At 64.7% G+C, this 24339-nt stretch carries 22 protein-coding genes and 1 pseudogene; 9 read left to right on the top strand and 14 right to left on the bottom strand.

Translation table 11 applies throughout. From position 1 onward, the window contains the following. Nucleotides 1–17: 17 nt before the first annotated feature. From FG93_RS31760 to FG93_RS11550, 8 genes are all read right to left on the bottom strand, one after another. Nucleotides 18–1075, bottom strand: a protein-coding gene (locus tag FG93_RS31760) for an IS630 family transposase (RefSeq protein WP_244448579.1) whose coding sequence is annotated in 2 segments (ribosomal slippage) — nt 18–542 and nt 545–1075 — 1056 coding nt in all. Because the reading frame shifts where the segments join, the coding sequence is not laid out codon by codon here. A gap of 163 nt (nt 1076–1238) precedes the next feature. Continuing rightward, a complete protein-coding gene (locus FG93_RS11520; RefSeq protein WP_043234597.1) occupies nt 1239–1904 on the bottom strand; it encodes a methyltransferase in 666 nt (221 codons plus the stop codon). Further along, nucleotides 1901–3055, bottom strand: a complete 1155-nt coding sequence (locus tag FG93_RS11525) for a glycosyltransferase (RefSeq protein WP_043234598.1) — start codon at nt 3053–3055, stop codon at nt 1901–1903. The genes FG93_RS11520 and FG93_RS11525 overlap by 4 nt, the downstream gene beginning before the upstream one ends. Nucleotides 3056–3167: 112 nt before the next feature. Then, entirely contained in the window at nt 3168–4382 is a 1215-nt protein-coding gene (locus FG93_RS11530; protein WP_043234600.1) for an MFS transporter, read from the bottom strand. Nucleotides 4383–4586: 204 nt separating this feature from the next. Then, nucleotides 4587–4886 (bottom strand): hypothetical protein, encoded by a 300-nt coding sequence (locus FG93_RS11535; protein WP_152579401.1) that lies wholly within the window; start codon nt 4884–4886, stop codon nt 4587–4589. A 101-nt stretch (nt 4887–4987) separates the two neighbouring features. Continuing rightward, nucleotides 4988–6730: a S8 family serine peptidase gene (locus tag FG93_RS11540; RefSeq protein WP_161783810.1), complete on the bottom strand. Its 1743-nt coding sequence runs from the start codon at nt 6728–6730 to the stop codon at nt 4988–4990. A 58-nt stretch (nt 6731–6788) separates the two neighbouring features. Then, on the bottom strand, nt 6789–7472 hold the full coding sequence (locus FG93_RS11545; RefSeq protein WP_052513642.1) for a hypothetical protein: 684 nt from the start codon (nt 7470–7472) through the stop codon (nt 6789–6791). Nucleotides 7473–7517: 45 nt separating this feature from the next. Further along, nucleotides 7518–8078 (bottom strand): sigma-70 family RNA polymerase sigma factor, encoded by a 561-nt coding sequence (locus FG93_RS11550; RefSeq protein ID WP_043234604.1) that lies wholly within the window; start codon nt 8076–8078, stop codon nt 7518–7520. 250 nt (nt 8079–8328) lie between these two features. Between FG93_RS11550 and FG93_RS11555 the strand changes: the two genes are divergently transcribed. Further along, a complete protein-coding gene (locus tag FG93_RS11555; protein ID WP_052513643.1) occupies nt 8329–9942 on the top strand; it encodes a gamma-glutamyltransferase in 1614 nt (537 codons plus the stop codon). A gap of 20 nt (nt 9943–9962) precedes the next feature. On the opposite strand, the gene FG93_RS11560 is transcribed toward FG93_RS11555, so the two are convergent. The 4 genes and pseudogenes from FG93_RS11560 to FG93_RS33300 all read right to left on the bottom strand — a co-directional run. Continuing rightward, nucleotides 9963–11549, bottom strand: coding sequence for an ABC transporter substrate-binding protein (locus FG93_RS11560; protein ID WP_043234606.1), 1587 nt, complete (start codon nt 11547–11549; stop codon nt 9963–9965). Nucleotides 11550–11590: 41 nt separating this feature from the next. Next, nucleotides 11591–13084: an amidase gene (locus tag FG93_RS11565; protein WP_043234608.1), complete on the bottom strand. Its 1494-nt coding sequence runs from the start codon at nt 13082–13084 to the stop codon at nt 11591–11593. A 286-nt stretch (nt 13085–13370) separates the two neighbouring features. Next, the gene (gene cax / locus FG93_RS11570; protein ID WP_043234734.1) at nt 13371–14465 is read right to left on the bottom strand and encodes a calcium/proton exchanger; all 1095 of its coding nucleotides are present in this window, start codon (nt 14463–14465) and stop codon (nt 13371–13373) included. Nucleotides 14466–14597: 132 nt separating this feature from the next. Beyond that, nucleotides 14598–14885 (bottom strand): annotated as a pseudogene (locus tag FG93_RS33300) (potassium channel family protein); the annotation flags it as partial. Nucleotides 14886–15060: 175 nt separating this feature from the next. On the opposite strand from FG93_RS33300, the gene FG93_RS31765 reads away from it, so the two are divergent. Beyond that, nucleotides 15061–15810, top strand: a complete 750-nt coding sequence (locus FG93_RS31765; RefSeq protein WP_081881471.1) for an AI-2E family transporter — start codon at nt 15061–15063, stop codon at nt 15808–15810. A 64-nt stretch (nt 15811–15874) separates the two neighbouring features. Here the strand turns inward: FG93_RS31765 and FG93_RS11580 are convergent, their stop codons facing one another. Continuing rightward, nucleotides 15875–17224, bottom strand: a complete 1350-nt coding sequence (locus FG93_RS11580; RefSeq protein ID WP_043234612.1) for an aspartate aminotransferase family protein — start codon at nt 17222–17224, stop codon at nt 15875–15877. A 359-nt stretch (nt 17225–17583) separates the two neighbouring features. Here FG93_RS11580 and FG93_RS31770 point away from each other — a divergent pair, with 359 nt between their 5' ends. The 3 genes from FG93_RS31770 to FG93_RS11590 all read left to right on the top strand — a co-directional run bounded on the left by FG93_RS31770 (nt 17584) and on the right by FG93_RS11590 (nt 19999). Next, nucleotides 17584–18132, top strand: coding sequence for a cupin domain-containing protein (locus FG93_RS31770; protein ID WP_081881472.1), 549 nt, complete (start codon nt 17584–17586; stop codon nt 18130–18132). A 41-nt stretch (nt 18133–18173) separates the two neighbouring features. Further along, entirely contained in the window at nt 18174–18623 is a 450-nt protein-coding gene (locus tag FG93_RS11585) for a beta-propeller fold lactonase family protein (RefSeq protein ID WP_052513645.1), read from the top strand. Between the two features lie 257 nt (nt 18624–18880). Next, a complete protein-coding gene (locus FG93_RS11590) occupies nt 18881–19999 on the top strand; it encodes a helix-turn-helix transcriptional regulator (protein WP_052513646.1) in 1119 nt (372 codons plus the stop codon). An 87-nt stretch (nt 20000–20086) separates the two neighbouring features. Here the strand turns inward: FG93_RS11590 and FG93_RS11595 are convergent, their stop codons facing one another. After that, nucleotides 20087–20449, bottom strand: a complete 363-nt coding sequence (locus FG93_RS11595; RefSeq protein WP_052513647.1) for a helix-turn-helix domain-containing protein — start codon at nt 20447–20449, stop codon at nt 20087–20089. Nucleotides 20450–20544: 95 nt separating this feature from the next. Between FG93_RS11595 and FG93_RS11600 the strand changes: the two genes are divergently transcribed. The 4 genes from FG93_RS11600 (at nt 20545) to FG93_RS11615 (ending at nt 24313) form a co-directional block, all read left to right on the top strand. Next, the gene (locus FG93_RS11600) at nt 20545–21198 is read left to right on the top strand and encodes a hydrolase (RefSeq protein WP_043234614.1); all 654 of its coding nucleotides are present in this window, start codon (nt 20545–20547) and stop codon (nt 21196–21198) included. A 2-nt stretch (nt 21199–21200) separates the two neighbouring features. Beyond that, nucleotides 21201–22031 (top strand): alpha/beta fold hydrolase, encoded by an 831-nt coding sequence (locus FG93_RS11605; protein ID WP_043234616.1) that lies wholly within the window; start codon nt 21201–21203, stop codon nt 22029–22031. 33 nt (nt 22032–22064) lie between these two features. Continuing rightward, nucleotides 22065–22349, top strand: coding sequence for a XapX domain-containing protein (locus tag FG93_RS11610; protein WP_043234617.1), 285 nt, complete (start codon nt 22065–22067; stop codon nt 22347–22349). Nucleotides 22350–22453: 104 nt separating this feature from the next. Continuing rightward, nucleotides 22454–24313 (top strand): amidohydrolase, encoded by a 1860-nt coding sequence (locus FG93_RS11615; RefSeq protein WP_244448587.1) that lies wholly within the window; start codon nt 22454–22456, stop codon nt 24311–24313. The last annotated feature ends 26 nt before the right edge of the window (nt 24314–24339 follow it).

Here is a 24339-nt window from a genome sequence, read left to right on the forward strand (position 1 = left end):
ATACCAAGTCTCGTTGATCAGAACCGATAGGCCCAGTCACGGATGCCGATGGACATAATGCGCCATGGCTGGTCGATGAGCTTGTTCCAGGCGTAGCAGCAGTGATCGACGATATCCTCGTAAGATTTGAACACGCGGTTTGAGAGCCAGTTGTCGCGCATGAACTGCCAGACGTTCTCCTGCGGGTTCAACTCCGGGCATTTCGACGGCAATGGCACGAGCGTGATGTTGGGTGGAACGACCAAGCGGCTCGACAGATGCCAGCCGGCCTGATCGAGCAACAGGATGGCGTGCTTGCCCGGAGCGATCTCTGTTGCAATTTCGGCGAGGTGGAGGTTCATCGCCTCGGTGTTGCACGTCGGCAGGACGAGCGCCGCACCTTTGCCTTCCATCGGACAAATCGCGCCGAATATATAGGTCGATGCGGTGCGTTGGTCGTGCGGCGCCGATGGGCGCGTGCCGCGTCGGGCCCAGCGCCGCGTGATCTTGTTCTTCTGGCCGATCCGCGCCTCGTCGGCGAACCAGATTTCTATGTCGCTCTGTGCGATGGCCTTGTCTTCGGCGATCTGCGCCACGCGGGCGGGAAATGTTTTTTAAAATCCTCGATCGCGCCATCGGCCTGCGCATGGTGGCGAGGACGGGCGGTGAGCTTGCGATAGCCCATGGCCCGAAGTTCCCGGCTCAGGGTCTGCTTGGCGACGGTGACCTTGAACTCCTCGTACAACCACTGGCAGAGATCGATGATCCGCCAACGGACGACGCCGTGGATCGCCGGCGTTGGCCCGCTTTCGATCATCGCAGCCAGGGCCGCCCGGCATGCGCCGTTGAGCCGGGGCGACTGTCCCGGCGCCTTGCGGTCGATGAGACCATCTGGCCCCAGCGCGTTGAACTTCATCACCCAGTCGCGCACGATCTGCAGCGTCACGCCGCCAATCCTGGCCGCCTCCGTCCGCGTCGCCCCGTCATAGATCGCCGCCAAAGCCAAAAGGCGGCGCGCCTGCGACCCGTCCTTGGACCGCTTGGCCGCAGCCCTCGTCATCTGCCCATCGAAATCAGCCCGAAGCGGAATAGCCATGGCGAACCTCCCTCGTTCGCCATGTTGAATCAGGCCGGGGCTGATTTGAGAAGCCGGCCCGAGTCACGATCTCCGGGACTCGGTATAAGGCATCGGCCCGAAAAGTGGATTGCGGTTTTCGAGAAAGCCGATGCAAACACAGAAGGTTAGCTAGATCATCGGGTCAGGCGATCCCCAGTCGCCAGACCGTGCTCTTCTTGATCTCGGCGTCTTCCAGCGAGCGCGTCACGGGGACCTTATAGGTCGCCAGTTCCTGCAGGCGCTCCCGCGGCAGATAGCTGCGTCCCGGATCGCCGATCAGCACCTCCGCGCCGCGGGCAACCAGCCCGGAGAGCCAGCCGACCACGCTCTCGGCCATGGCTCGTTCGTAGCAGACGTCGCCGGCGCAGATCAGCTCCCAGCCGTCGTCGCGCCCGATCAGGTCTTGCAGCGTCGCAGTAACGGAGACACCGTTCGCCTCCGCGTTCAGCACGATCGCCTCGGCAGCGAAGGCATCGATGTCGCAAGCCTGGACATGTGCGGCTCCTGCTTTTGCCGCCGCGATCGCGACGAGACCGGAGCCGCTGGCAAAATCGAGCACGCGCTTGCCTCGCACGATCCCGGGATGATCGAGAAGATGCCGCGCCAGCGCCTGCCCTCCCGCCCAGGCGAAGGCCCAGAACGGCGGCGGCAGCCCAATGACCGCAAGCTCGTCCTCGGTCTTCTGCCAGAGCTCGGTCGCCTCTTCCGCGACATGCAGGCTGATCTCGGACGCATGGGGCACCGGCAGCAGCCGCGTCTGCGCGAGGATGAAGCCGCGCCGGTCAAGCGTGGCGAGAGGCGCGCTCACGCCGCGACATCCGTCTGGGGCCGGGCCAGCAAGCCGCGATAGAGCGCCTTCACCGCATCCATGACGTCGCGTTCGGTGTGGCCATCGAGCAGGCGGTTGCGCGCGCTCGCACCCATCCGCTCGACCAGCCCTGGTGCGCCTGCGAGCACCATCAGCGCCCTGGCGAGCGCAGCCGCATCGTCCGGCGGCACCACCATGCCGTCCTGCCCATCGCGCACAAAGCTGCGGCAGCCCGACACATCGGTCGTCAGGATGGCGCGCCCGCAGGCCGCCGCCTCGAGGATCGTTCGCGGCAGCCCCTCGCCGCCGCGCGATGGCAGGCAGCAGAGATGATGCGCCCGCCAGACCCCTTCGATATCGCGCGTCGGGCCGGCCCAGTGGATGCCAGGGCGCGCAGCCCATTCCTTGAGAGTCGTCTCGGGGATCGCCTTCGGATTGGACGAGTCGGGCGCACCATGGATGGTGAGTTCGACGCGCGCGCCCTGCGCCCTGGCGAGCTTCACGGCCTCGACGGCGAGGTCGACGCCCTTCGACCAGAGCATGCGGGCGACCAGCGCGACCTTGAGCGGCGGCGCCGGCGGCATCGGCTCCGGCATCAGCACGAGCGGATCGACCCCCGCGCCGCCGACGATCGCGACCTTGCCCTTGTTCTGCGGATCGAGCCCCAGCATCACCGGGTCGTCAGGATTCTCGAACAGGAAGCGGACGCCGGGTCCGTCTATCGCCTCGCGCAGCCAGGTCCGGGCCGCCAGCCGCGCCAGGGCAGCGAGCTGTCCCTGTCTTGCCCCGAGAAAACCGAGCCCGGTCAGCGCATAGACGCGTCGCTCGATCCCGGCGAGCCTGCCGGCGAGGCCTGCCAGCGCGATCGGCTTCAGCGCGATGCAGTGCAGGATATCGGGCCGTTCGGCCGTGATCAGACGCTTAAGCGTCTGGACCTGGCGCAACAGCGCCAGCGGCGAGAGGCTGCCCCGTTCCGCTTCGAGCGCAATCAGCCGGGCGCCCGTCGCCTCGATGACGCGGCGATGCTGGCGCTCGCGCGCAATCACGACGACATCCAGATCAAGCTCGCGCGCAGCCCGCGCCATCGGCAGGAAATGGGAGGCGAAGAACCAGTCTTCCGTGACGACGAAGAGGAGTTTGGGGCGGTGCATGGTGGCCGGACATGAGGCTGAAGCGAGCGAGAAGGTCAAGCCGTCAGCCTGTCAGGGGCCGTGCCGCAGACTTGTCCGGCCACGAGCCATGCAAGGCCGAACCCTCCATAGCTCAGCTATGTCCCGGTTCCCTCAGGGTTGGCAGGAACCAGGCGAGCAGGCCTATTGCCGGCAGGAACGAGCAGATCCGATAAATCGTCTCGATTCCGAGTTGGTCGGCGAATTCGCCGAGCAGGGCCGCCGCAATGCCACCGAGTCCGAAGGACAGCCCGTAGAAGAAGCCCCCGACCAGGCCGATGCGGCCTGGCAACAGCTCCATCGCATAGATCAGGATGGCGGCAAAGGCGCTCGACATGATCAGGTTGATGATGACGGTCAGGACGCCCGTCCAGAAGAGGTCGGTATAGGGCAGCGCGAGCGTGAAGGGCAGCGCTCCCAGGATCGAGAACCAGATGATCTTGTTGCGCCCGATCCTGTCGCCGAGCATGCCGCCGAACAGGGCGCCGGCCGCCGAGGATCCCAGGAACAGGAACAGCATGACCTGGGAGGTCTGGACGGAAACGCCGAATTTCCCGATCAGGTAGAACGTGTAGAACGAGCTGAAGCTCGCGCTGTATGCATTCTTCGAGAACAGCAGGATAATCAGGATTGCGACGGCCGGAGCAACGCTCGCCAGAGGCGGTGCCGGAATCGCGGTCGGGACGGCGGCACCCGCGACTTTGCCGTGCACCTGCCGCATTCCGACGAGTGCGGACTGCCCTGCGGTCCAGATCATCAGCACCATGGCAATCAGCGCCGCCGCCGAGAACCATGCCAGGCTGCCCTGGCCGTTAGGCACGATGATGAAGGCTGCCAGCAAGGGCCCAAGCGCCCCGCCGGTCTGACCGCCGACCTGGAAGATCCCTTGTGCCAACCCATGCTGCCCGCCGGACGCATTGCGCGCCATCCGCGTTGCTTCGGGATGGAAGATCGAAGAACCGATGCCGACGCAGGCTGCCCCCAGCAACAGCAGCGGGTAGCTGCTGGCAAAGGCCAGCCCGACGAGGCCGAACAGGGAAAACCCCATGCCGACGACCATCGAATACGGCATCGGTTTCTTGTCGGTGTAGAAACCGACCAGCGGCTGCAGCAGCGAGGCCGAGACCTGAAATGTCAGGGTGATCAGCCCGATCTGTCCAAAGTCGAGCGCATAGGCGGTTTTGATGATCGGATAGATCGCCGGAATCAGCGACTGAATCAGGTCGTTGAGCAGGTGCGTGACGCTGAGCGCGATCAGCACCGGCATTGTTGCGCGACGGGCGACCCCGACCGGCGTAGTCACGTTCATGAGCTATGACTTATGTCTCGGCTAACCAGTCAGTCGCTCACTAAAGCAAGCCGAGAGGCCGGACAATTTCATTGCCATGCTCTGCAAGCGATGCTGCGCGTCGCCCAGCGCGGATACTTCTGGACCAGTTGCTGCTGTACGCACAAACGGGTCCGGCCCTCCGGAGGCACCGGAGAGCCGGATTGCAGGAACCCACGCGCTGGCTCAGTAGAGGCTGCAGACCCGGCGATGGCCGACGACTTCGCCGAAGCGGTTGATGCGTTCGACCAGCTCGCAGCGGCGCACGGGAGCATCCTCCTCGTAGACAGGTTCGGCATAGGAACGACCAGCTGACGCGGCGAGCAATCCACCGACGGCCAGCGCTCCGACGATGCCGGCACCGACACCCCAGTGCGGGCCGCGATAGCGCGGGCGGGCTTCGGCTCCACCGGCGCTGGCGAGGATCGCGGTGCCAAGCGTCAGGGCGGCGAGGGTGGCGGTCATGCTCTTCGTGAACTTGGTCATCGTCCTGTCTCCTGCCGTTCGAACGGGAGCGAACCATTCGCCCTCCATGACCATTAGTCGCGGCGGGCGCGCAGAAGGTTCAAAGCAGCACTGAATTTCTTTCAGGGGCGAGCCGTCGACACCGGCAGGGCGCGCGACAGGGCCGCCGATCCATCGACCCGGCCCGCTCCGAAGACAGGGTCCTTGCCCCTGCTCCCGAGATCGACGGCGCTTTCGCTCAGGAGCCTGCGCACATCATCGAGGCCGAGCTCCGGTCGCTTTTCGAGCAGCAGCGCCACGAGGCCGGAGACATGTGCCGCTGCGATCGAGGTGCCTGACGAGAAGGCGTAGCGCCCCTGTGGCTCGGCTGCGAGCACATCGACTCCCGGTGCGGCGATTGCGATGTAATCACCACGATTGGCGCCGGAGAACGGCTTGTCGTCCGCATCGGTCGCGGTGACCGCAATGACATTCGGATCGGCGCCGGGATAGAGCGGCGCTGCCTTTGCTCCGCCATTCCCCGCAGCCGCGACCGCGACCATGCCCTTGGCCTTGGCCCCTGCTAGCGAACGTGACAGCAGCCGGTCCTGCGGGCCGGCAAAACTCAGATTGAGAACGCGGGCGCCCTCGCCCGCCGCCCAGTCGAGCGCCGCCAGGATATGGAAGGTCGTGCCATTGGCGGGCCCGGCCGTCGCCGACCCCGAGAAGGCGCGCGCCGCCAGAAGCCGCGCACCTGGAGCAACCCCCTGCAACTGCGCCTGTGCCAGGATCGCCGCCGCCATCGCGGTGCCGTGCGCATCAGGTTGAACGTCGCCGCCGAGCGCATCGAATGAGCCGGCAAGGACACCCTGCAGCTCCGGATGGGTCGTATCGGCGCCGGAATCGATCACGGCCACGCGGATCGCCGCGCCGCGCGCGATCTTGTGCAGATCGTCGAGATGCAGCTTCTCGACCACATATTGCGGCTGCAGCTCGCGCTTCGGCGCAATCGAGACAAGTGGCGGGATCGGGGGAAGGTCGGGGATGATGATCGGTATTTCGACGGCGTCAGGCTTGCTTGCTGGCGGTGCCGGCGCGACATCCGCGCTCGCTGGTTGGGCGGCGCCCTTCGGCTCATCCTGCTGCAAAGCATAGAGATAGTTCGGCTGGGCACTGGCGACGCGCGGATCGCCCGCCATCTGGGCCAGCACGCTTCTGGCGCTGCGGCCGCCCTCGAGACGCGCACGGATGATGATGATGCCGGCAAGCTCGAAGCGTCGGCTGGCAATCTGTGTCGCGCGATAGCGGCGAAGCACCGCGTCGGCCTGCGCACTCGGCGCAAGCTCGAACAGGATCTCCTCATTGACCAACCGTCGCTCGGTGGCTGGCGGCACGATCACATTGGGCTGGCGCGGGGCCGGCCGAGCAGCCCGGATCGGCGGCGGAGCGACGGGAGGAGCGGCACGGCGCGTCCGGGGCGGCGCAACCTCTCGGACCGGCGGCGGGCGCCGCGGCCGGCGCAACACCGGCTCCTCGTCCTCAAAGTCCTCGATGATGACCGGCCGGCGGCTCGCCTGATCCAGGATCAGGCCACCAATGATGCCGGCGCCTACGCCGACCGCCGCAGGCCCCCAGCCACCCCCGCCCGGATAGCGTCCGGGATAGCGCGGCGGGCGGGTCGGAACGCCATCAGGACGCCCGACGGGCGGGCGCGTCGCGGGTATCCTCTGGACGCTCGGCGCCTGTCTTTGAAAGCCGGGAGTGACGCTCTGTCCGCGACCGCCAAACTCCTGGGCCGAAACCGGCAAGCTGAACAGCATTGCAAGCCCGACACCACCAACGAATAGAGCGAGATGTCGCCGCGGCTCGTTGCTGTGGCGGGGCACGACACTCCCCCGTTTTTCCGGCTGAAAGACTACCATGATCGCGCCCTCCACGCGTTCGTCACGGCGCCGGCGCGACGAAGCTGATGATCGCCGCTTCCGCCTTCATCCGCGCGGCGATGGCGTCGACCTGCGCCGACGTCAGCTTTGCGTCGCCGACGCGCACCTTGAAGAAGCCATTGGCGCGCGGACCGTCGACCACCGACGCCTCGTAGCGCTTGAAGAATGCGGCGATGTCGGTGGCCTTTGCGTCCGGCGCGAAGCTGAGCAGGACATAGCGCTCCGAGGACGACGTCCCCGGCGCCGAGGCGGTCTGGAAGCCAGCCCCGCCACCGCGCAAGGCGAGGCCAGTCAGCGTAACGCCCTGAATCGCAATCAATGCCAGTGCCGCTGCGCTGGCATAGGCAAGCCTACGCGGCGGCTGTGCCGCCAGCCATTGGCCGAGCCAGCTCAGGAAGCCGCCGCGGGCCCGCGCCAGCAGCGGCGCCTGCTGCGGCTCGGCTTCGATGCCAGCCATCAGGCGGTCGAGCGCGCGTGGCGAAGGGGCGCCCAGGCTCTCGTTGAGCAGGATCGTCTCCGCCATGTCCTCGCGGATGATATCGAGCCGCGCCGCAAGTTCGGGATCGGTCGCCAGCGCCCCCTCGACGCGCGCCTTGTCGGCAGCCGAGATGCGGTCATTGGCGTAGAAGGGCAGCAGCTCTTCGAGCTCGCTGCGCCTCGGATCGGTCGCGATGCTGTCAGTCATGGCGCGCCTCCCGATTGGGCGGATCGAACCGGCCTACGAAAACTCTCATGGCCAGCCCCGATCGATGCCGGCCGCCTTGAGCAGTTCGCCCAGCTTCTTGCGCGCATGGAAGAGCCGCGTCTTGACGGTGTTCTCGGGGATGCCAACGATCCGCGCCACCTCCTCCACGGAGGTCTCGTGATAATAGACGAGATCGATGACCTCGCGGTGTTCGAGGCTGAGTTTCCCGAGGCAGGCCCTGATGGCGAGACCCTTGTCCTGCTTCTGCAGCACGATTTCAGGATCGTCGGCCTCGTCCTCGATGGTTTCCGCAAATTCGTCGTCGAGGCCAGCCTCGCGCCGCTTGCGCAGCAGCGAATAGGCCTTGTTGCGAGTGATGGCGAGGAGCCAGGTCGTGACGCTGGCGCGCGCCTCGAACCGGTCCGCCTGCCGCCAGAGATCCATGAAGACGTCACTGATCACATCCTCCGCAACCGTCTCGTCGCGCACGAGCCGCAGCGCGAAACGATAGACATGCACCTGGTGCCGCGAGAACAGCACCTTCATGGCGAGCCGGTCGCCCGAGGCGATCCGCTTGACGAGGTCTTCGTCGGGTTCGGTATGCATCGCTCGAGGCCCTGCATGCCGGCTCGCAGGTTTGTCGCTGCAAGTGCGGCGGAGGTTCAATCCATTCCCGAGATTAATGCCTTGCACGCATTGCGCCAGCCATTTGCTGCGACAACCTGAACGTGAGGTCCAGCGCCCGGCGCTGCGACCGCCCCCGAGCCGGCCGCAGGGCGGGCCTGCTTTGCCAGCCTTCCGCCACATCCGGGAATCGTGGAAGCATGGCGCAACTGAACAAGGGGGAGTTGGGTCCATGGCCGTTGCCAAGAGCGCGCGTGAGAATGTCTACCGGACGCAGAACTGGAATCTGACCAAGCCCTCGGCGCGCGGAAAGAACGGCATCGTCGTCTCGCAGAACCGCGAGGCCGCCGCGGCCGGCGCGGCGATCCTGGAAGCGGGCGGCAACGCCGCTGACGCCGCCGTCGCTGCCTGCTTCGCACTCGCCGCGGTCGAACCCTGGAACAGCGGTCTCGGCGGCATCGGCTTCGCCGTTGTGCTGAAGGCCGGCGAGACCCGGGCGCAGGTCGTCGATTTCGGCCCCGTTGCACCGCGCCGCGCCGACCCGGCAGACTACCCGCTGACTGGCGCGATGAAGAAGGACCTCTTCACCTGGCCGGCGGTGGTCGATGACCGCAACATCCACGGACCGCTCTCTTTCTGCATCCCCTCATCGGTTGCGGGCTATGCGGCGCTGAAACAGCATTTCGGCACCGGGCTGCCGGTCTCCGAACTCCTCGCGCCTGCCATCGCCCTTGCCAGGCGCGGACTGGCGCAGGACTGGTACACGACGCTGAAGATCGCTTCCTCGGCTTCCGTCTTGCGGCTCTATGAGGAAAGCGCCCGCATCTATCTGCCTGATGGCCTGCCGCCCGTGCCACCCTATCAGGGTGTCCCAGGCTTCATGAAGCTCGGCAATCTTGCAGCGACGCTGGAGCGCCTGGCCCAGGCCGGCCTGCGCGACTTCTACGAAGGCGAAATTGCAAGGCGCCTCGCAGCAGACATCGCGGCCGTAGGCGGTGTCGTCGATGCGACCGACCTTGCAGGCTGCCAGGCGGCCGTCCGACAGGCTCCCGTGATCGACTGGCGCGGCACCCATGTGCTGCACACTGCCGGCGGGTTGACGGCCGCCCCGACGCTCGCCGCAGTGGTCGAGGGCATGGCCACAGTCGCTCCGCCGACGGGTGGCCCGGACGCCGCCTGGTTCGCAAAACTCTCGACGGTGATGCGCGAGGCCTATGCCGAGCGCCTCGCCGGTCTCGGCGCCGCGCAAGCTGCACCGGAGCCGGCCGACACCTGCACCACGCATCTGACCGTTGTCGATGGCGAAGGCAATCTTGTCGCCATCACCACCACGCTGCTCTCCTCGATGGGCAGCCGCGTCGTCCTGCCCGAGACCGGCGTGCTGATGAACAACGGCATGATGTGGTTCGATCCGCGCCCCGGCAGCGCGAATGCGATTACCCCCGGCGCACGGCCGCTCTGCAACATGTGCCCGGTCGTGGTGACGCCGAAGGACGGCACCTGGCCCCGGTTTGCCATGGGCGCCTCGGGCGGCCGGCGCATTCTCGCCAGCGTCTACCAGAGCCTGGCCTGGACGCTCGATTTCGACATGGATGTCGACGAGGCCGCCCATGCGCCGCGCATCGACGTGTCCGGACCGGATTCGACCAGCGCCGATTGCCGCCTGCCGCACGATGTTCTCGTAGCGCTGGAAGCGGCCGGACCGGTCTCGGTCGTCGAACACGGCGTGCTGCCGATCAACTTCGCCTGCCCGAACCTGATCCGCGCCGACAAGGACGGCGCGGAGGGTTGCAGCGATCTCGTATCGCCCTGGTCGGCTGCGGTCGCGGCAGGCCCTGCGGCCTGACGCGACGCCGCCTGCGCCGGTCAGGCCCGGCGCAGGCCCCAGGGATAGGGTGCAGAGCCCTGCAACATGCCGGTCAGGCTCTTGCGATAGGCCGTGCGGATGACGAACTGGCCGAGCGGAATGGTCGCGACCTCTTCCAGTGCCAGCCGCGCCAAGGCGACGGCAGCCTTCTTCTGGCCAGCCGCATCGGCGGCGTAGAGCCATTCCTCGGCCAGCTTCTCGGCGGTCTCGTTCTCCCACCAGCCGAACCAGCCCTTGGCCCCCTGACCTCGGACGAGCAGCGACAGGGCCGGGTTGCTCCAGCCCACCGCCGGGCCGGTGGTATGAAAGATGCTCCAGCCGCCCTTCTCGACACTCTCGCGATTGCCACGGCGCTGCACGACCGTGCCCCAGTCGCTGTCCGCCATCTGCACATTCATGCCCAGGCGTTGCAGCAACTCACCGGTGACCTGCCCGAGCGGGCCGATATCCGGGAAGTCGGTGGGGCTGATGATGACGACCTTCTCGCCGGCATAACCGGACGCCGCCAGTGCTGCCTTGGCCTTGTCCAGGCTTTGCGGCATCAGGTCTTCCTGCTCGCCGGTATAATAGGGCGTGCCGCGCGGCCAGAGGCTGCGGCAGGTCTGCCAGAGCGTGGTGTCGTCGCCCTGCGTCGCCTGCATGTAATCCTCCTGGTTCACCGCCATGCGAACGGCCTGGCGCACCTTGGGATTGTTGAAGGGCGGATGCAGGTGGTTCAGCCGCATGATCGCCATGCGGCCGGAGGTGTCCGTTGCCTCCCGCCTGATCTCGGGATTGCTCGCGAGCAGCGGCTGAAGGTCTGTCAGCGGGCGCTCCCACCAGTCGACCTCGCCCTTCATCATGGCCGAAGCCGCAGTCGCGGGATCGGGTAGGACCTGCCATTCGACGCGCTCGAAATGGCCTGTCTTGCCGCCGGCATTGCGGCTCGCCGGCTCGGAGCGCGGCTTGTAGCCGGCGAATTTCTCGTAGACCACCCGGCTGCCGGAGACATACTCGCCGGGGATGAAACGGTAGGGGCCGGAGCCGATGATTTCCGTCACCTGCTTGCTGGCATCGGTCCCGGCCAGCCGCTCGGGCATGATGAAGGGCGGCGTATCGACCTTGGCCAGCGCCTCGAGCATGGTCGGGAAGGCGCGCGTCAGCTTGATCTCAAAGACCCGATCATCGACGACCTGCCAGTTTTCAACCACCTTGGCCAGCAACTGGCCGTAGGGGTCGCGCTGGCACCAGCGCTTCAGGCTGGCGACGCAATCGGCAGCCTTGACCGGCGCGCCGTCATGGAAGACCAGACCGTCACGAAGCTTGATGCGCCAGGTCTTGCCATCGTTCAGCACCTCGTGCCCTTCGGCCATTTGCGGCTGGGGCTTGAAGTCCATATCGGCGCCGAAGAGCGTGTCGAAGACATAATAGCCGTGATTATTGGTCACGGTCGCCGTGGTCCAGATCGGGTCGAGCGCGCTCAGATTGGCCTGCGGCACGAATTTCATCAGGGTGGAGCGCCCGGCCTGGGCCCGGGCGAGAGATGTCAACGAGGTACTGGCGAGGCCGGCTGCGACGGCCCCTTTCAAGAACGTACGGCGCTTCAACGGAAATCCCCTCTTGTTGTCGTGTTGCCGGTGATGGCGCGTCAGTCGAATCCCAGGAACCCTGGACTGTCGCTCAGGCGCGGGGCCTTCGCCAGCGCGGCAATGTCCGGCACCGGTCGCGCGGTACGCGGATCGCCGGCCAGCACGCGCTCCAGAGCCGCCGCGACGGCAAGCACTTTGGCGTCTCCGCCGCGCGGACCGACGATCTGCAGACCGAACGGCATGCCGTTGCGATCCAGTCCCACCGGCAGCGAGATCGCGGGGTGGCCGACCACGGTGGCGGCATAGGCCAGGGCCAGCCAGTGGAAATAGGTGCGCGTCGCCTTGCCGTCGATTTCGGCCGGATAGAGTTCGCTCCAGGGCCGCGGGCTCAACGTCACCGCCGGCGACAGGATGACGTCGAAGCGCGAGAAGAAGCTCTGCCAGTTCCTGTAGAGTACGGTCTGCTGCTTCAGCGCCTGGGTGACGTCGAGCGCGTTGTAGCGCAGCCCTTCCTCGACATTGGCGCGGACATTGGGGCCGACCAGCTCGGGCGTATCCCGCACCCGCTCATGCATCGAGGCCAGGAAGGAGAGCGAGCGCAACACCTCGAAGCTTTCGTCAGTGCCGCGGCAATCGGGCGTCGCTTCATCCGCCACGGCAAAGAGGTGACTGAACAGCCCGGTCTTCTCGGCAAAGACCTCGCGGATATGCCGCTCGGTCGGCGCGAATCCGAAATCGGGCGTGAGGGCGACTTTCAGCGAGGCGAGGTCGATCTCGGCCGGCCGTGCGAAATCCCCTGGCTTGCGCACGGTCTGGCCGAAGATCGTCGTTGCCAGCGGATCGCAGGCATCGTCCGAGACCATGGTCGAGAGCAGCAGGCAGAGGTCGGGCACGGTCCTGGCCATCGGACCCAGCACACTCAGCGGGTTCCAGCCGAAGGGCCGCTTGTCGCTCGGCACCAGCCCCGGCGTCGGCCGGAAGCCGACGACGCCGTTGAAGGCCGCCGGATTGCGCAGCGAGCCGCCCGTATCCGAGCCGGTCGCGATCGGCACCATGTTGGTTGCCAGCACGACGCCGGACCCGCCGGAGGAGCCGGCAGCCGATTTCGAGGGATCGAAGGGATTGCCGGTAACGCCATAGACGGCATTGCGCGTGTTCGCGCCGGCGCCCCATTCCGGCGTGTTGGTCTTTCCGGCGATGATGGCGCCAGCCTTGCGGACCGAGGCGACGATCAGCTGATCCTCGGGCGGTACGAAGTCGCGAAACAACGGGCTGCCATAGGTGGTCCGCAGGCCGGCGACATTCTCGAGATCCTTGATGCCGACCGGCAGGCCATGCAGGGCGCCGAGCGCATCGCCGCGCATCGTCGCCTCATCGGCCTTCCGCGCCGTCGCTCGCGCCCGTTCGTCATCACGCGCAACCATGGCATTGACGGCCGGGTCGACGGCATCGATGCGGCGAATGCAGCTCTCCAGCAATTCGCTGGCGGAGAGGGACTTCACCCCGATCAGGGCGCGCGCCTCGACGGCGCTGAGATCGCAAGGTTCGCTCAAGGCAGGGCCCCTCCATTGGCATGACGCGGCAGGCAAGTGCCGCGTCTCGTCAGCCAGATCGACAGGAGGCCAAGCTGGCACCGCGGGGACGGGCCTCGCAATGCCCAGGATTGCATCGGCCCGATGCGCCGGCGGGCGGTGCAGGCCGATGACCGACTAGATCATCGGAGCGGATATCGTATCCGGTCCGATGATCCAACCTTCTGTGTTTGCATCGGCTTTCCCGAAAACCGCAATCCACTTTTCGGGCCGATGCTTTAACGGGCCAAGATCGTGGCCTCTTCATCTACAGCGCATTTGGCGGCAGAAGATAAAGCGTCATGGCGAAAATCAGATAGACCATCAGCAGGAGCACCCCGACGAACCAGGTCGAGCGACCACCGCTGGTCGTCAGGAACGCGGTCAGCGTGGAAATGAGCACCATGACGACCGCGCCCGGCCAGAACAGCAAGCTCATTGGCGCTGGACCAATGACGTAGCTGAGCAGGACGAGCACCGGAGCGACGAAGAGCGCGATCTGGGATGCGCTTCCCAGGGCGATGCCCACGCTCAGGTCAAGCCGGTTCTTGCTCGCGCCGGAAAACGCCGAGGCCATTTCGGCAGCGCCGCCGACCAGCGCCACGACGATGAATCCCACAAACGCGGGCGTCATGCCCAGCGCGACGGCGGCCTGCTGCACGGTTTCGATGAAGACTTCGCTGACCAGTGCCACGAGGACTGTAACGCCCGCCAGGGTCGCGAGAGCCAAGCCCAACGGCAATGCCTCTTCGCCGGCCTCCGCTGAGTCGATGCTGCGGAAGAACTCCCGATGTGTCTTAAGCGAGAATACCAGGCCCAACGCATAGGTCCCGAGCAACAGCACCGACAGGCCCACGCTCAATTGATGGGCGAAGGTCGATGACGTTGCGGAGCCGGCATCGGGGACGATCGACGGAGCCAGCATCGCGACAACGGCAAGAAAGAGAAGGCTCGTTTGGAGGCGGGCACTGACCCGATTGTAGTCCTGCACATGGTACTTGAGACCACCGATCAGAAATGACGCCCCCAGCATGAACAGAGTATTGGTCACGATCGCTCCGGCGATCGACGCCTTCACCATTGTGAATTCACCGGCACGCAGCGCGGCCAGCGCAATGATCAGCTCGGTCAGGTTGCCCAGCGTGGCGTTGAGGAGGCCGCCCACGGCATCGCCTGTCTTGACGGCGACGGACTCCGTCGCGTGACTCAGCAACGTCGCCAGGGGTACGAGTGCCAGTACGGCAAGCACGAACAGGAGTGTGTGTGCTTCGGGCTTGAGCCGCTGGGCGATGAAGACCGCGGGTACCATCACCAACAGCCAGAGAATGGCATTGTGGCGGATTTCCCGGAGCAGCGGGGCAATCATTGCCATCAGGGAGGCCTTCCTTGTCTTGGAACTGACGCCCTTCGTTTGGGCTCCGGCCGTGATTCCAGGCGTTCTCAGGTGAGCCCTATTTCTCGTCGGTAGAATCGATTCCGTTGCGCGGAGCGCCTGGACGCTGACCGCTGCAACAAGGCCGGTCAGGACGATGCCGGCGAACCCGATGAACATGGCGAGCACGCGCGAACTGATATGTTTCGGCGTAAAATCTCCGTAACCGATAGTAAGGCCGGTGACGAACGTGAAGTAGAGAGCTTCGTTTATTCGCCAATCCTCTATGCGTCCGATCACCAATCCAAGCCCGATCATGACGACCAGCACCCCGGACAGAATGGGCCCAATCACGCGGAATTGTTGTGCGAGAGCGAAGAAAAAGGCGCGCCTTTTCTTTTTGGGTTCCATCAGCTTAGACCCCGTAAGGTTAGGAAACCATATCCGGTACCAAGCAGACCGCCGCGGCCTTCCATTATAGCGAGGCAAAGCGCCTCTATCTGTATCTTGATCGCTTGAGCAAGGCGCCGGCCACGTAGCAGATCGAAGGCTTCCATGAGCGAGACGCGACGGCCGGAACTGTCTAGTGATTGTATTCGCCGGTCAAGCACGCTGCTCCGGATGGCTTAATCTGATCTCGCGAAGTCGCCATCGGCACGCTGACGAGCGTGTTGGAGAGCGCTTGGCTTCTGTCCGTCGCCAGTGGAGCCACCTGCTCAGCGGTCCCTTGGCATGGCTGGCTACATTCGCTGGCGGCCTTGCCGTTGGCGAGCTCTCATTCGTACTGTCCTTCGCGATCGCCGCGATACTTATTCTCTACGGCAGGGACGCTGCAATATTCGCTCGATGCCTGTTGACACGCGTCACAGGAAGCAACGAGCGCGCGGAGCAACTGGTCACGCTGACCGCAGCCACGATCCGCGGCATGGGGCTCGGCGTTGTTGGCGTGGCTCTGGTCCAGTCATCGCTTTTGGACCTGGGCTTCTTCGCCATCGGAATTCAGGCAGCCGGTCCCTTGACGCTTGTTGCGCTCATCTTGGGCATCATGCAGGTGCCGCAGATTTTGCTGATGCTGCCTGTGGTCGGCTATGTCTTCCTTTACGAAGCAACGCAACCAGCGGTCATCTTTCTGATCTGGAATATCGTCGTCGGTCTCGGCGACAATAACAGACCATTGATGCTCCGCAGGGGACTGAATGTCCCGATGCCGGTCATTCTGACGGGTGTTATCGGCGGCATGATTGTCGACGGGCCCCTCGGCCTGTTTGTCGGGCCCGTGCTTCTGGCCGTCAGCTACGTGATGCTGCTGGAATGGCTGCAGCAGCATCCGGTATGAAGCGCCCCCTTCCGGATCTTCGCATGCGGCGAGCGCAACGGCCGGGAAGGCACCGACGCTTCCTCTAGGCAGCGCGCTTCAGGGCTTCGCCGAGCAGCGACACCATGTCGTCGATCTGTCCGGGCTCGACGATCAGCGGGGGTGACAGAGCGATGATGTCGCCGGTGACGCGGATGAGCAGCCCCTTCTCGAAGCAGTCGACGAAGATATCGTACGCCCGCGCCCCGGCCGCGCCAGCGCGCGACTCGAGCTCGATGCCGACGACGAGGCCGATGGTGCGGATATCGATGACATGGGGAGCGCCCTTGAGGCTGTGCATCGCCTCCTGCCATTTTGTGGCGAGTTCCGCGGCGCGCGTCAGGAGGCCCTCCTCGGCATAGATGTCGAGCGTCGCGAGGCCAGCGGCGCAGGCGATCGGGTGGCCGGAATAAGTGTAGCCATGGAACAGCTCGATCGCGGCCTCCGGACCGGTCATCAGAGCATCATGCACCTTGCGGCTGGCGAAGACGGCCCCCATCGGCACCGCACCATTGGTCAGGCCCTTGGCCGTCGTCATGATGTCCGGCACCACGCCGAAGTAGTCCGCGGCAAAGGCCGTACCGAGACGGCCGAAGCCCGTGATGACCTCGTCGAAGATCAGCAGGATGCCGTGGCGTGTCGCGATCTCGCGCAGGCGCTGCAGATAGCCCTTCGGCGGCAACAGAACGCCGGTCGAGCCTGCGACCGGCTCGACGATCACGGCCGCGATCGTTTCCGCGCCATGCAGCGCGACCAGGCGCTCCAAGTCGTCGGCGAGTTCGGCGCCGTGCTCGGGGAGCCCCTTCGTATAGGCGTTGCGGGCAAGATCATGCGTATGGCGCAAATGATCGCTGCCCGGAAGCTGCGGGAAAACGCGTCGGTTATTGACCAGACCACCAACCGAAATGCCGCCGAAGCCGACGCCGTGATAGCCGCGTTCGCGGCCGATCAGACGGGTGCGCGTCCCCTGCCCGATCGCGCGCTGATAGGCGATGGCGATCTTCAGAGCCGTGTCGACCGATTCCGAGCCCGAACCGGTGAAGAAGACGCGGTCGAGCTTCGCGTCTCCAAGCCCTGGCGCCAGGGCAGCGAGGCGCTCGGCGAAGTCGAAGGCGATCGCGTGCCCCATCTGGAAGGACGGCGCGTAATCGAGCGTCGAAAGCTGGCGCTCGACCGCTTCCGTGATCTGGCGACGCCCATGTCCGGCGTTGACACACCAGAGCCCGGCTGTGCCGTCGATCACCTTGCGACCGTCATCGGTGGTGTAGTGCATGCCCTGCGCCGAGGCGAGCAGCCGCGGCGCAGCTTTGAACTGCCGGTTGGCGGTAAAGGGCATCCAGTAGCTGTCGAGCGAGCGGGCGTTCTGCAATGAGGCAGGCGGCGTATTGGCGGTCATGGCGTGCTCCCTTGTCTGCCTGCCACAAGCCACGTTCCGTCATTGCCAACAAGTCTGTTTCAGTCGCAACATAAAAGACTGATTTATAAGGAGGCAATGATGCTTTGATGCGGATATTGAACAGAAGAAACAGCCAGCGACCGGCATCGATGCAGGAGTGCGGCTGCGCCATGTCCGTGCTCTCTGACATGAAATTTGGTTCATTCGGGCCAGTTGGCGCCCCCCTTTGACGGATCAGCTGTCCCCTTCGCGCCAAACACAGGGGGGGCATATTTCTCAAGGCGAACGCACGGGATGAAGATGTATCGAGGATCGCCTCTGACGAAGTACGGGTTGGCAGCATTTGGGAGGAGAGTGCAGTGACCGTGGACGTAGGGGCTCGCCTCAGATTTATTCGACAGAAATACAATTTATCGCAACGCACCCTCGCAAGACGCGTTGGCATAGCCAATTCTTCAATATCACTGATCGAGTCGAATTCCATTAGCCCATCTGTTGGAGTCTTAAAGCGAATTCTCGACGGAATTCCAATTGGACTCAGCGAATTCTTCTCATTTGAGCCTGACAGGCCGCAACAGACCTTCTACCAAGCCAGTGAATTGGTTGAGATTGGTAAGGGCGGGATTTCGTACCGACAAGTGGGCGAGAGCCTGTTCGGTCGAGCGCTTCAAATCCTGAAAGAACGCTACGAACCAGGGACCGACACAGGTCGGGTGTTGCTCGCTCATGATGGCGAAGAGGGCGGCATCATTCTGACTGGCCGCCTGGAGGTCACGGTAGAGGATCAGCGCCGAATACTAGGACCCGGTGATGCCTATTATTTCGATAGCCGAAGGCCGCATCGTTTCAGATGCGTGGGACCGGTTGCTTGTGAAGTCGTAAGCGCCTGCACGCCGCCATCGTTTTAACCAAGCGACGTTCGCTCTCAATCCCGGATGCTTCAGCACTCGTGATTCCTGCCGACAAGAGATTGTACCTGCTGGGTGAGCTCGACGCTTCGGTCACGGTCTTCGACTACGATCCGGAACAGGGCGCGCTCAACGCCACGCAGGTCGTCACCATGCTGCCCGCCGGCTTCGGTGGAAAGCCTTGGGGCGCCGATATCCAGATTACGCCGGACGGCCGCTTTCTTTATGGCTCCGAGCGGAACAGCTCGTCATTGGCGAGCTTCGCGGTCGAGCGAGACGGCAAATTGCGACCGCTGCAGCATATCCCGACCGAGACCCAGCCTCGCGGCTTCGGCATCGACCCGACCGGGCGCTACCTGGTGGTATTGGGACAGTTGACAGACCACGCTACGGTTTATGCGATCGATGGCGGAAGCGGCGGGCTCAGTGTGACCGACCGGGTCGAGGTGGGGAACAGCCCGGATTGGGTAGAGATGGTCGAGTTGGCTTGAGATCAGCCAGGAGAAAGGGCGGGGTCCATCCGGTCAAACCCGGCGGCCAACGATTTCCAAATTCTTGCGCCGAACGATTCCGATCGGCTCCGCTGACCCGGTCATCGACAAGAAGGCGGCACGTACCCCTGGGGATCGTGGATTGGAAGGGGGCATCGATGGGGGGAGCCGGCCGATGGTCGAAGCGTCCTAGACTATTGTTGTATTGCTGAATCAGCGCGGTATCAGCCGATGATCGGTCAGGACCGGAGGGTGGAATGAGCGATCCACGAGAGCATCAGCTCATCGATGCCGTATACGAGGCAGCCGTTGTGCCAAGCCTCTGGCCTTCCGTGCTCGCCAAATTCGCCGATATCTGCAGCGCAAAGGACGCGGTGCTTTGCACCGTCCGGGGCGACGAGATGCGCTTCATCAACTCCTCGCCCGCCTTTGAACAGCTCTGGCTCGATTTTCTCAGCCTCTATCCCGGAGCCTCCAACGAGCGGACCAAACGCCTGATGGCGCTGCAACACCCCGGTTTCGCAACCGATGCCGACGTCTTCACCATGCAGGAGATGGCGCAGGACCCGATCTATCGCGATTTCTTCATCCCGCGTGGCTATGGCTTCGGCGTCGCGACCGCGATCGAGGTTCCGAGCGGCGACACCATCATCGTCCATGCCGAACGCGACTATGCATCGGGCCCGGTCGGACGCGATCTCGTCGCGCAGGTCGACCGCACGCGTTCCCATTTTGCCCGCGCCGGCATTCTGGCTGCGCGGCTCGACATGGAGCGTGCCCGAACCATTGCGCACGCGCTTGAGATGATCGGCCTGCCTGCGGCCGTGCTCGGATGGCGCGGGAGGGCCCTTGCGGCGAATTCGCTCCTGGTCAACTTGATGCCGGATGTCGCGCAGGACCGCCCATCCCGACTGGCGCTCGCCAATCCTTCTGCGGACCGCTTGTTCCTCCAGGCTTTCGCGGCCCTGGGCAAAGAGCCGCACGATGCCGCCGTCCGCTCGATTCCGATTGCGGCCGAGCGCGATAATCCGCCCTTCATCGCGCATCTCGTGCCGGTGACCGGGGCTGGCCACGACGTGCTCTCGCAAGCCCATGCCATTCTGGTCGTGACGCCGGTCGTCCCCGGAGAGGTTCCGACCGCTTCGGTCATCCAGGGTCTGTTCGACCTGACGCCGGCGGAGGCGAAGCTGGCCGCCTTGATCGCCGCCGGAAGCCGCCCCCGCGATGCCGCACTCGCCCTCGGCATCGGAGAGGAAACCGTTCGGACAACTCTGAAACGGGTCTTCGCGAAAACGGGCCTCGAACGCCAAGCCGATCTGGTCGGGCTGCTGCAGGGCGCCAGCCTCGGTGGACGAGGTCTTCGCACCCAGCCGTAAGGTCTGAATTCCCCCAACGATGCTCTCGATTTGAACGGCAGGCGGCTCAAGGTGCCGACCTTGGCGCGGGCCCCTTCCGGCGGGTGTTTACTCGCCCGCCGAACTCCCCATGACCTGACGATGACGGGCAGAGGAAAAGGCCTCGCTCCGCCTCAGCTCGGCGTCGAGAGCTTGCCCTTCCTCAGTCAGGCTATATTCGACATGGCGGACATTCTCGCTCAAGTCGCAGCGGATGACGAAGCCCTTGCTCTCAAGTGACTTCAGCCGTGCGGAAAGGACGCGTGCAGAGATCGATCCGGGAAGGGCGCGACGAAGCTCCGCAAACCGCAGCGCGTTATTCTGCCCGAGAACCCAGACGATATGGCTCATCCATTCCTGGGCAAGGAATTTAAGCAAAGGTTCCACGCGGCATTTGCCATCGCCGACTTCAATTCTTTCAATCTTGTTCATGACAAGCTCGTGGTATCCGTAAGGTTACTACTGGTCGAGGCTGTATTACAGCGCTAGCGTGCAGCCGTGTTCACTGCCGCGATGGAGGTTGGTTCATGGCTCGCGCAACTCCGGTTCCAGGTAAACTGCTACTTTCCCCCCAGGATCACACCTTGATCCTGATCGACTTTCAATCGCAAATGTCCTTCGCAACGAAGTCGATCGATGCCGTCGCGCTGCGCAACAACGCCGCTCTGGTTTCCCATGCCGCCGCCGGTTTCGGCGTTTCGACCATCCTGACCACCGTCGCCGAGAAAAGTTTTTCCGGGCCGATGTTCGACGAGATCACGACAGCATTCAACGGCCAGAAGCTGCTCGACCGCACTTCCATGAACACCTGGGAGGATGCCGCAGTGATCGCGCGCGTCAACGAGATCGGCAAGGGTCGCATCGTGCTTGCCGGCCTCTGGACTTCGGTTTGCATCGTCGGCCCCGCGCTCTCGGCCATCGACCAGGGTTTTGAAGTTTACGTCATCACCGATGCTTGCGGAGACGTCTCCGAAGAGGCGCATGAGCGGGCCGTGGAGCGGATGGTGCAGGCCGGCGCCCGCCCGATGACCGCGTTGCAATATCTGCTCGAGCTGCAGCGCGACTGGGCGCGGACTGACACCTACGAGCTCACCACCGGCATCGCGAAGAAGTTCGGCGGGGCCTACGGGCTCGGCATCATCTACGCCAAGACCATGTTCGGCGCACAAGAGGGACATTGATCATGCCCAAGGTCACCACAAAGGACGGTCTCGAGATCTTCTTCAAGGACTGGGGTCCGAAGGACGCGCAGCCCATTGTCTTCCACCATGGCTGGCCACTCAGTTCAGACGACTGGGACGCGCAGATGCTGTTCTTCCTTGCGAAAGGCTACCGCGTCGTTGCCCATGACCGGCGCGGCCATGGCCGTTCGACCCAGACCGGAGACGGCCATGACATGGACCATTACGCCGCCGACGCCGCGGCAGTGGTCGAGCATCTCGACCTGCGAAACACCGTCCATGTCGGCCATTCGACCGGCGGCGGCGAGGCGCTGCACTACACCGTCCGCCACGGCAAGGGCCGCGTCGCCAAGCTGGTGCTGATCGGCGCGGTGCCGCCACTGATGCTGAAGACCGCGGCCAATCCGGGCGGCCTGCCGATCGAGGTCTTCGACGGCTTCCGGCAGGCGCTCGCCGCCAATCGCGCGCAATTCTTCCTCGATGTGCCGAGCGGGCCCTTCTACGGGTACAATCGCCCGGGTGCGAAACCGTCGCAGGGCATCATCGAGAATTGGTGGCGCCAGGGCATGATGGGGGGCGCCAAGGCGCATTACGACGGCATCAAGGCCTTCTCGGAGACCGATTTCACCGAGGACCTGAAGGCGGTCGAGGTGCCGACGCTGGTGATGCATGGCGATGACGACCAGATCGTGCCGATCGCCGATGCGGCGCTGATCTCGATCAAGCTGCTGAAGCACGGCACGCTCAAGGTCTACGAGAAGCTCCCGCACGGGCTGTGCACGACCCATCCAGAGTTGGTCAACGCCGATCTGCTCGCCTTCGTGAAAGGCTGATTGTCGCGTCGCCAGAGCCCAAGGGAGGTCGATATGAAGCCCTATCTGCTGGCCTTGGCGGCCGGATTGCTGGTCGGCGTCATCTATAGCCTGCTCAATGTTCGCTCGCCGGCGCCGCCGGTGGTGGCGCTGGTCGGACTCCTCGGCATCCTGGCCGGGGAACAGATCGTACCGATCGCCAAGCGCGTCCTGACGGGCGAAGGGCTCAGCCTCGGCTGGATCAGGAGCGAATGCGGCGAGCATCTCTTCGGCGCCCTGCCCGCGCGCTCCGTCGAGAAGCAGACCGAACGCGACGATGTCGGAAGCAAGGCTTCATGAACCCGACCCGCAGACAGACCACGCTCGGCGGCGCGGCCGGCGCGCTTTCGGCGCTGCTTGGCGGCCAGCCCGCCGCCCAGACTTCCCCCACAGGACAAGCCACCATGACCGCCGAGCTCCTCCTCGTGAACGGACGTTTCAGCACTCTTGACCGCAGCAACCCCGATCCGCAGGCGGTCGCCATCGCCGGTGGCCGTTTCATCGGCGTCGGAGCGGAACAGGACATGCGCGCCCTGGCGGGCCCGACGACCAGGATCGTCGACCTCGGTGGCCGGCGTGCCATTCCGGGGCTGATCGACAGCCACATGCACATCATCCGCGGCGGGCTGAACTACAATATGGAGCTGCGCTGGGACGGTGTACGTTCGCTTGCTCAGGCGATGGAGATGCTGAATCGCCAGGTCGAGGTGACGCCGCCACCACAATGGGTGCGCGTCGTCGGCGGCTTCACCGAGCACCAGTTTGCCGAGAAGCGCCTGCCGACGCTCGACGAGATCAACGCGATCGCCCCCGAGACGCCGGTCTTCATCCTGCATCTCTATGACCGCGCCCTGCTCAATGGCGCCGCCCTCCGTGCCGTCGGTTACGGCAAGGATACGCCCAATCCGCCAGGTGGCGAAATCCAGCGCGACGCAAACGGCAACCCGACCGGGCTGCTGATTGCCAAGCCCAACGCCAATATCCTCTATGCCACCTTGGCGAAGGGGCCCAAGCTCCCGCCCGAGTACCAGCTCAACTCGACGCGCCATTTCATGCACGAGATGAACCGGCTCGGCGTGACCAGCATCATCGATGCCGGCGGCGGCTTCCAGAACTATCCTGATGACTACGCGATCATCGAAAAGCTGCATGCCGCAGGCGAACTGACCCTGCGGCTCGCCTATAATCTCTTCACGCAGAAGCCGAAGGAAGAACTCGCGGATTTCGCGGGCTGGGCCAGCCAGGTAAAGCCCGGCCAGGGCGATGATCTCTATCGCCATAACGGCGCCGGAGAGATGCTGGTCTATTCGGCCGCCGATTTCGAGGATTTCAGGGTCGAGCGGCCGGACATGCCCTCCACCATGGAAGGCGATCTCGAACCCGTGGTGCGGCTGCTCGCGGAGAACCGCTGGCCCTGGCGCCTGCACGCGACCTATGACGAAACCATCACGCGCGCGCTCGACGTCTTCGAGAAGGTCAACCGCGACACGCCCTTGCAGGGGCTGCACTGGTTCTTCGACCATTGCGAGACGATCAGCGACCGCAACATCGACCGCATCGCGGCGCTCGGCGGCGGCATCGCCGTGCAGCACCGGATGATGTTCCAGGGCGAGGATTTCGTCGAACGCTATGGCGCCAAGGCGGCCGAACGCACACCTCCGATCGCGCGGATGCTCGAGGCTGGCATTCCCGTCGGTGCCGGCACAGACGCCACGCGTGTCGCGAGCTATAACCCTTGGGTCTCGCTCGCCTGGCTCGTCACCGGCAAGACGCTGGGCGGCCTCAGGCTCTACCCGCAGCGCAACCTGCTCGACCGCGAAAGCGCGCTTCGACTCTGGACGCAGGCCAATACCTGGTTCTCGACCGAGGAAGGCAAGAAGGGGCAGATCAAGGCCGGCCAGCTTGCCGATCTCGTCGTGCTCGATCGCGATTTCATGAACGTGCCGGAGGACGAGATCCAGGACATCGAGAGCGTATTGACCCTGCTCGGCGGCAAACCGGTTCACGGCACAGGTGACTATGCCGGGCTTGCCCCGCCGCTGCCGCCGGCCATGCCGGACTGGTCGCCGGTCAGGACCTTCGGCGGCTACCAGAAGCGCGCGGGCATGGATGACCGCAAGTATGCCTTCGCTGCCGCGTGTGGCTGCGCCAGCGCCTGCGGCGTCCATGGCCACGCTCACGCTTCGGCCTTGGCCGCAACCGTACCGGTGCGCGATGAGGGCTCATTCTGGGGGGCGCTTGGGTGCTCCTGCTGGGCTTTCTGAGGCGGCGGCTTCATCACAGGGAACCC

This window comes from Allobosea sp. LC85, assembly GCF_000735605.1.
GTDB lineage: Bacteria > Pseudomonadota > Alphaproteobacteria > Rhizobiales > Beijerinckiaceae > Allobosea.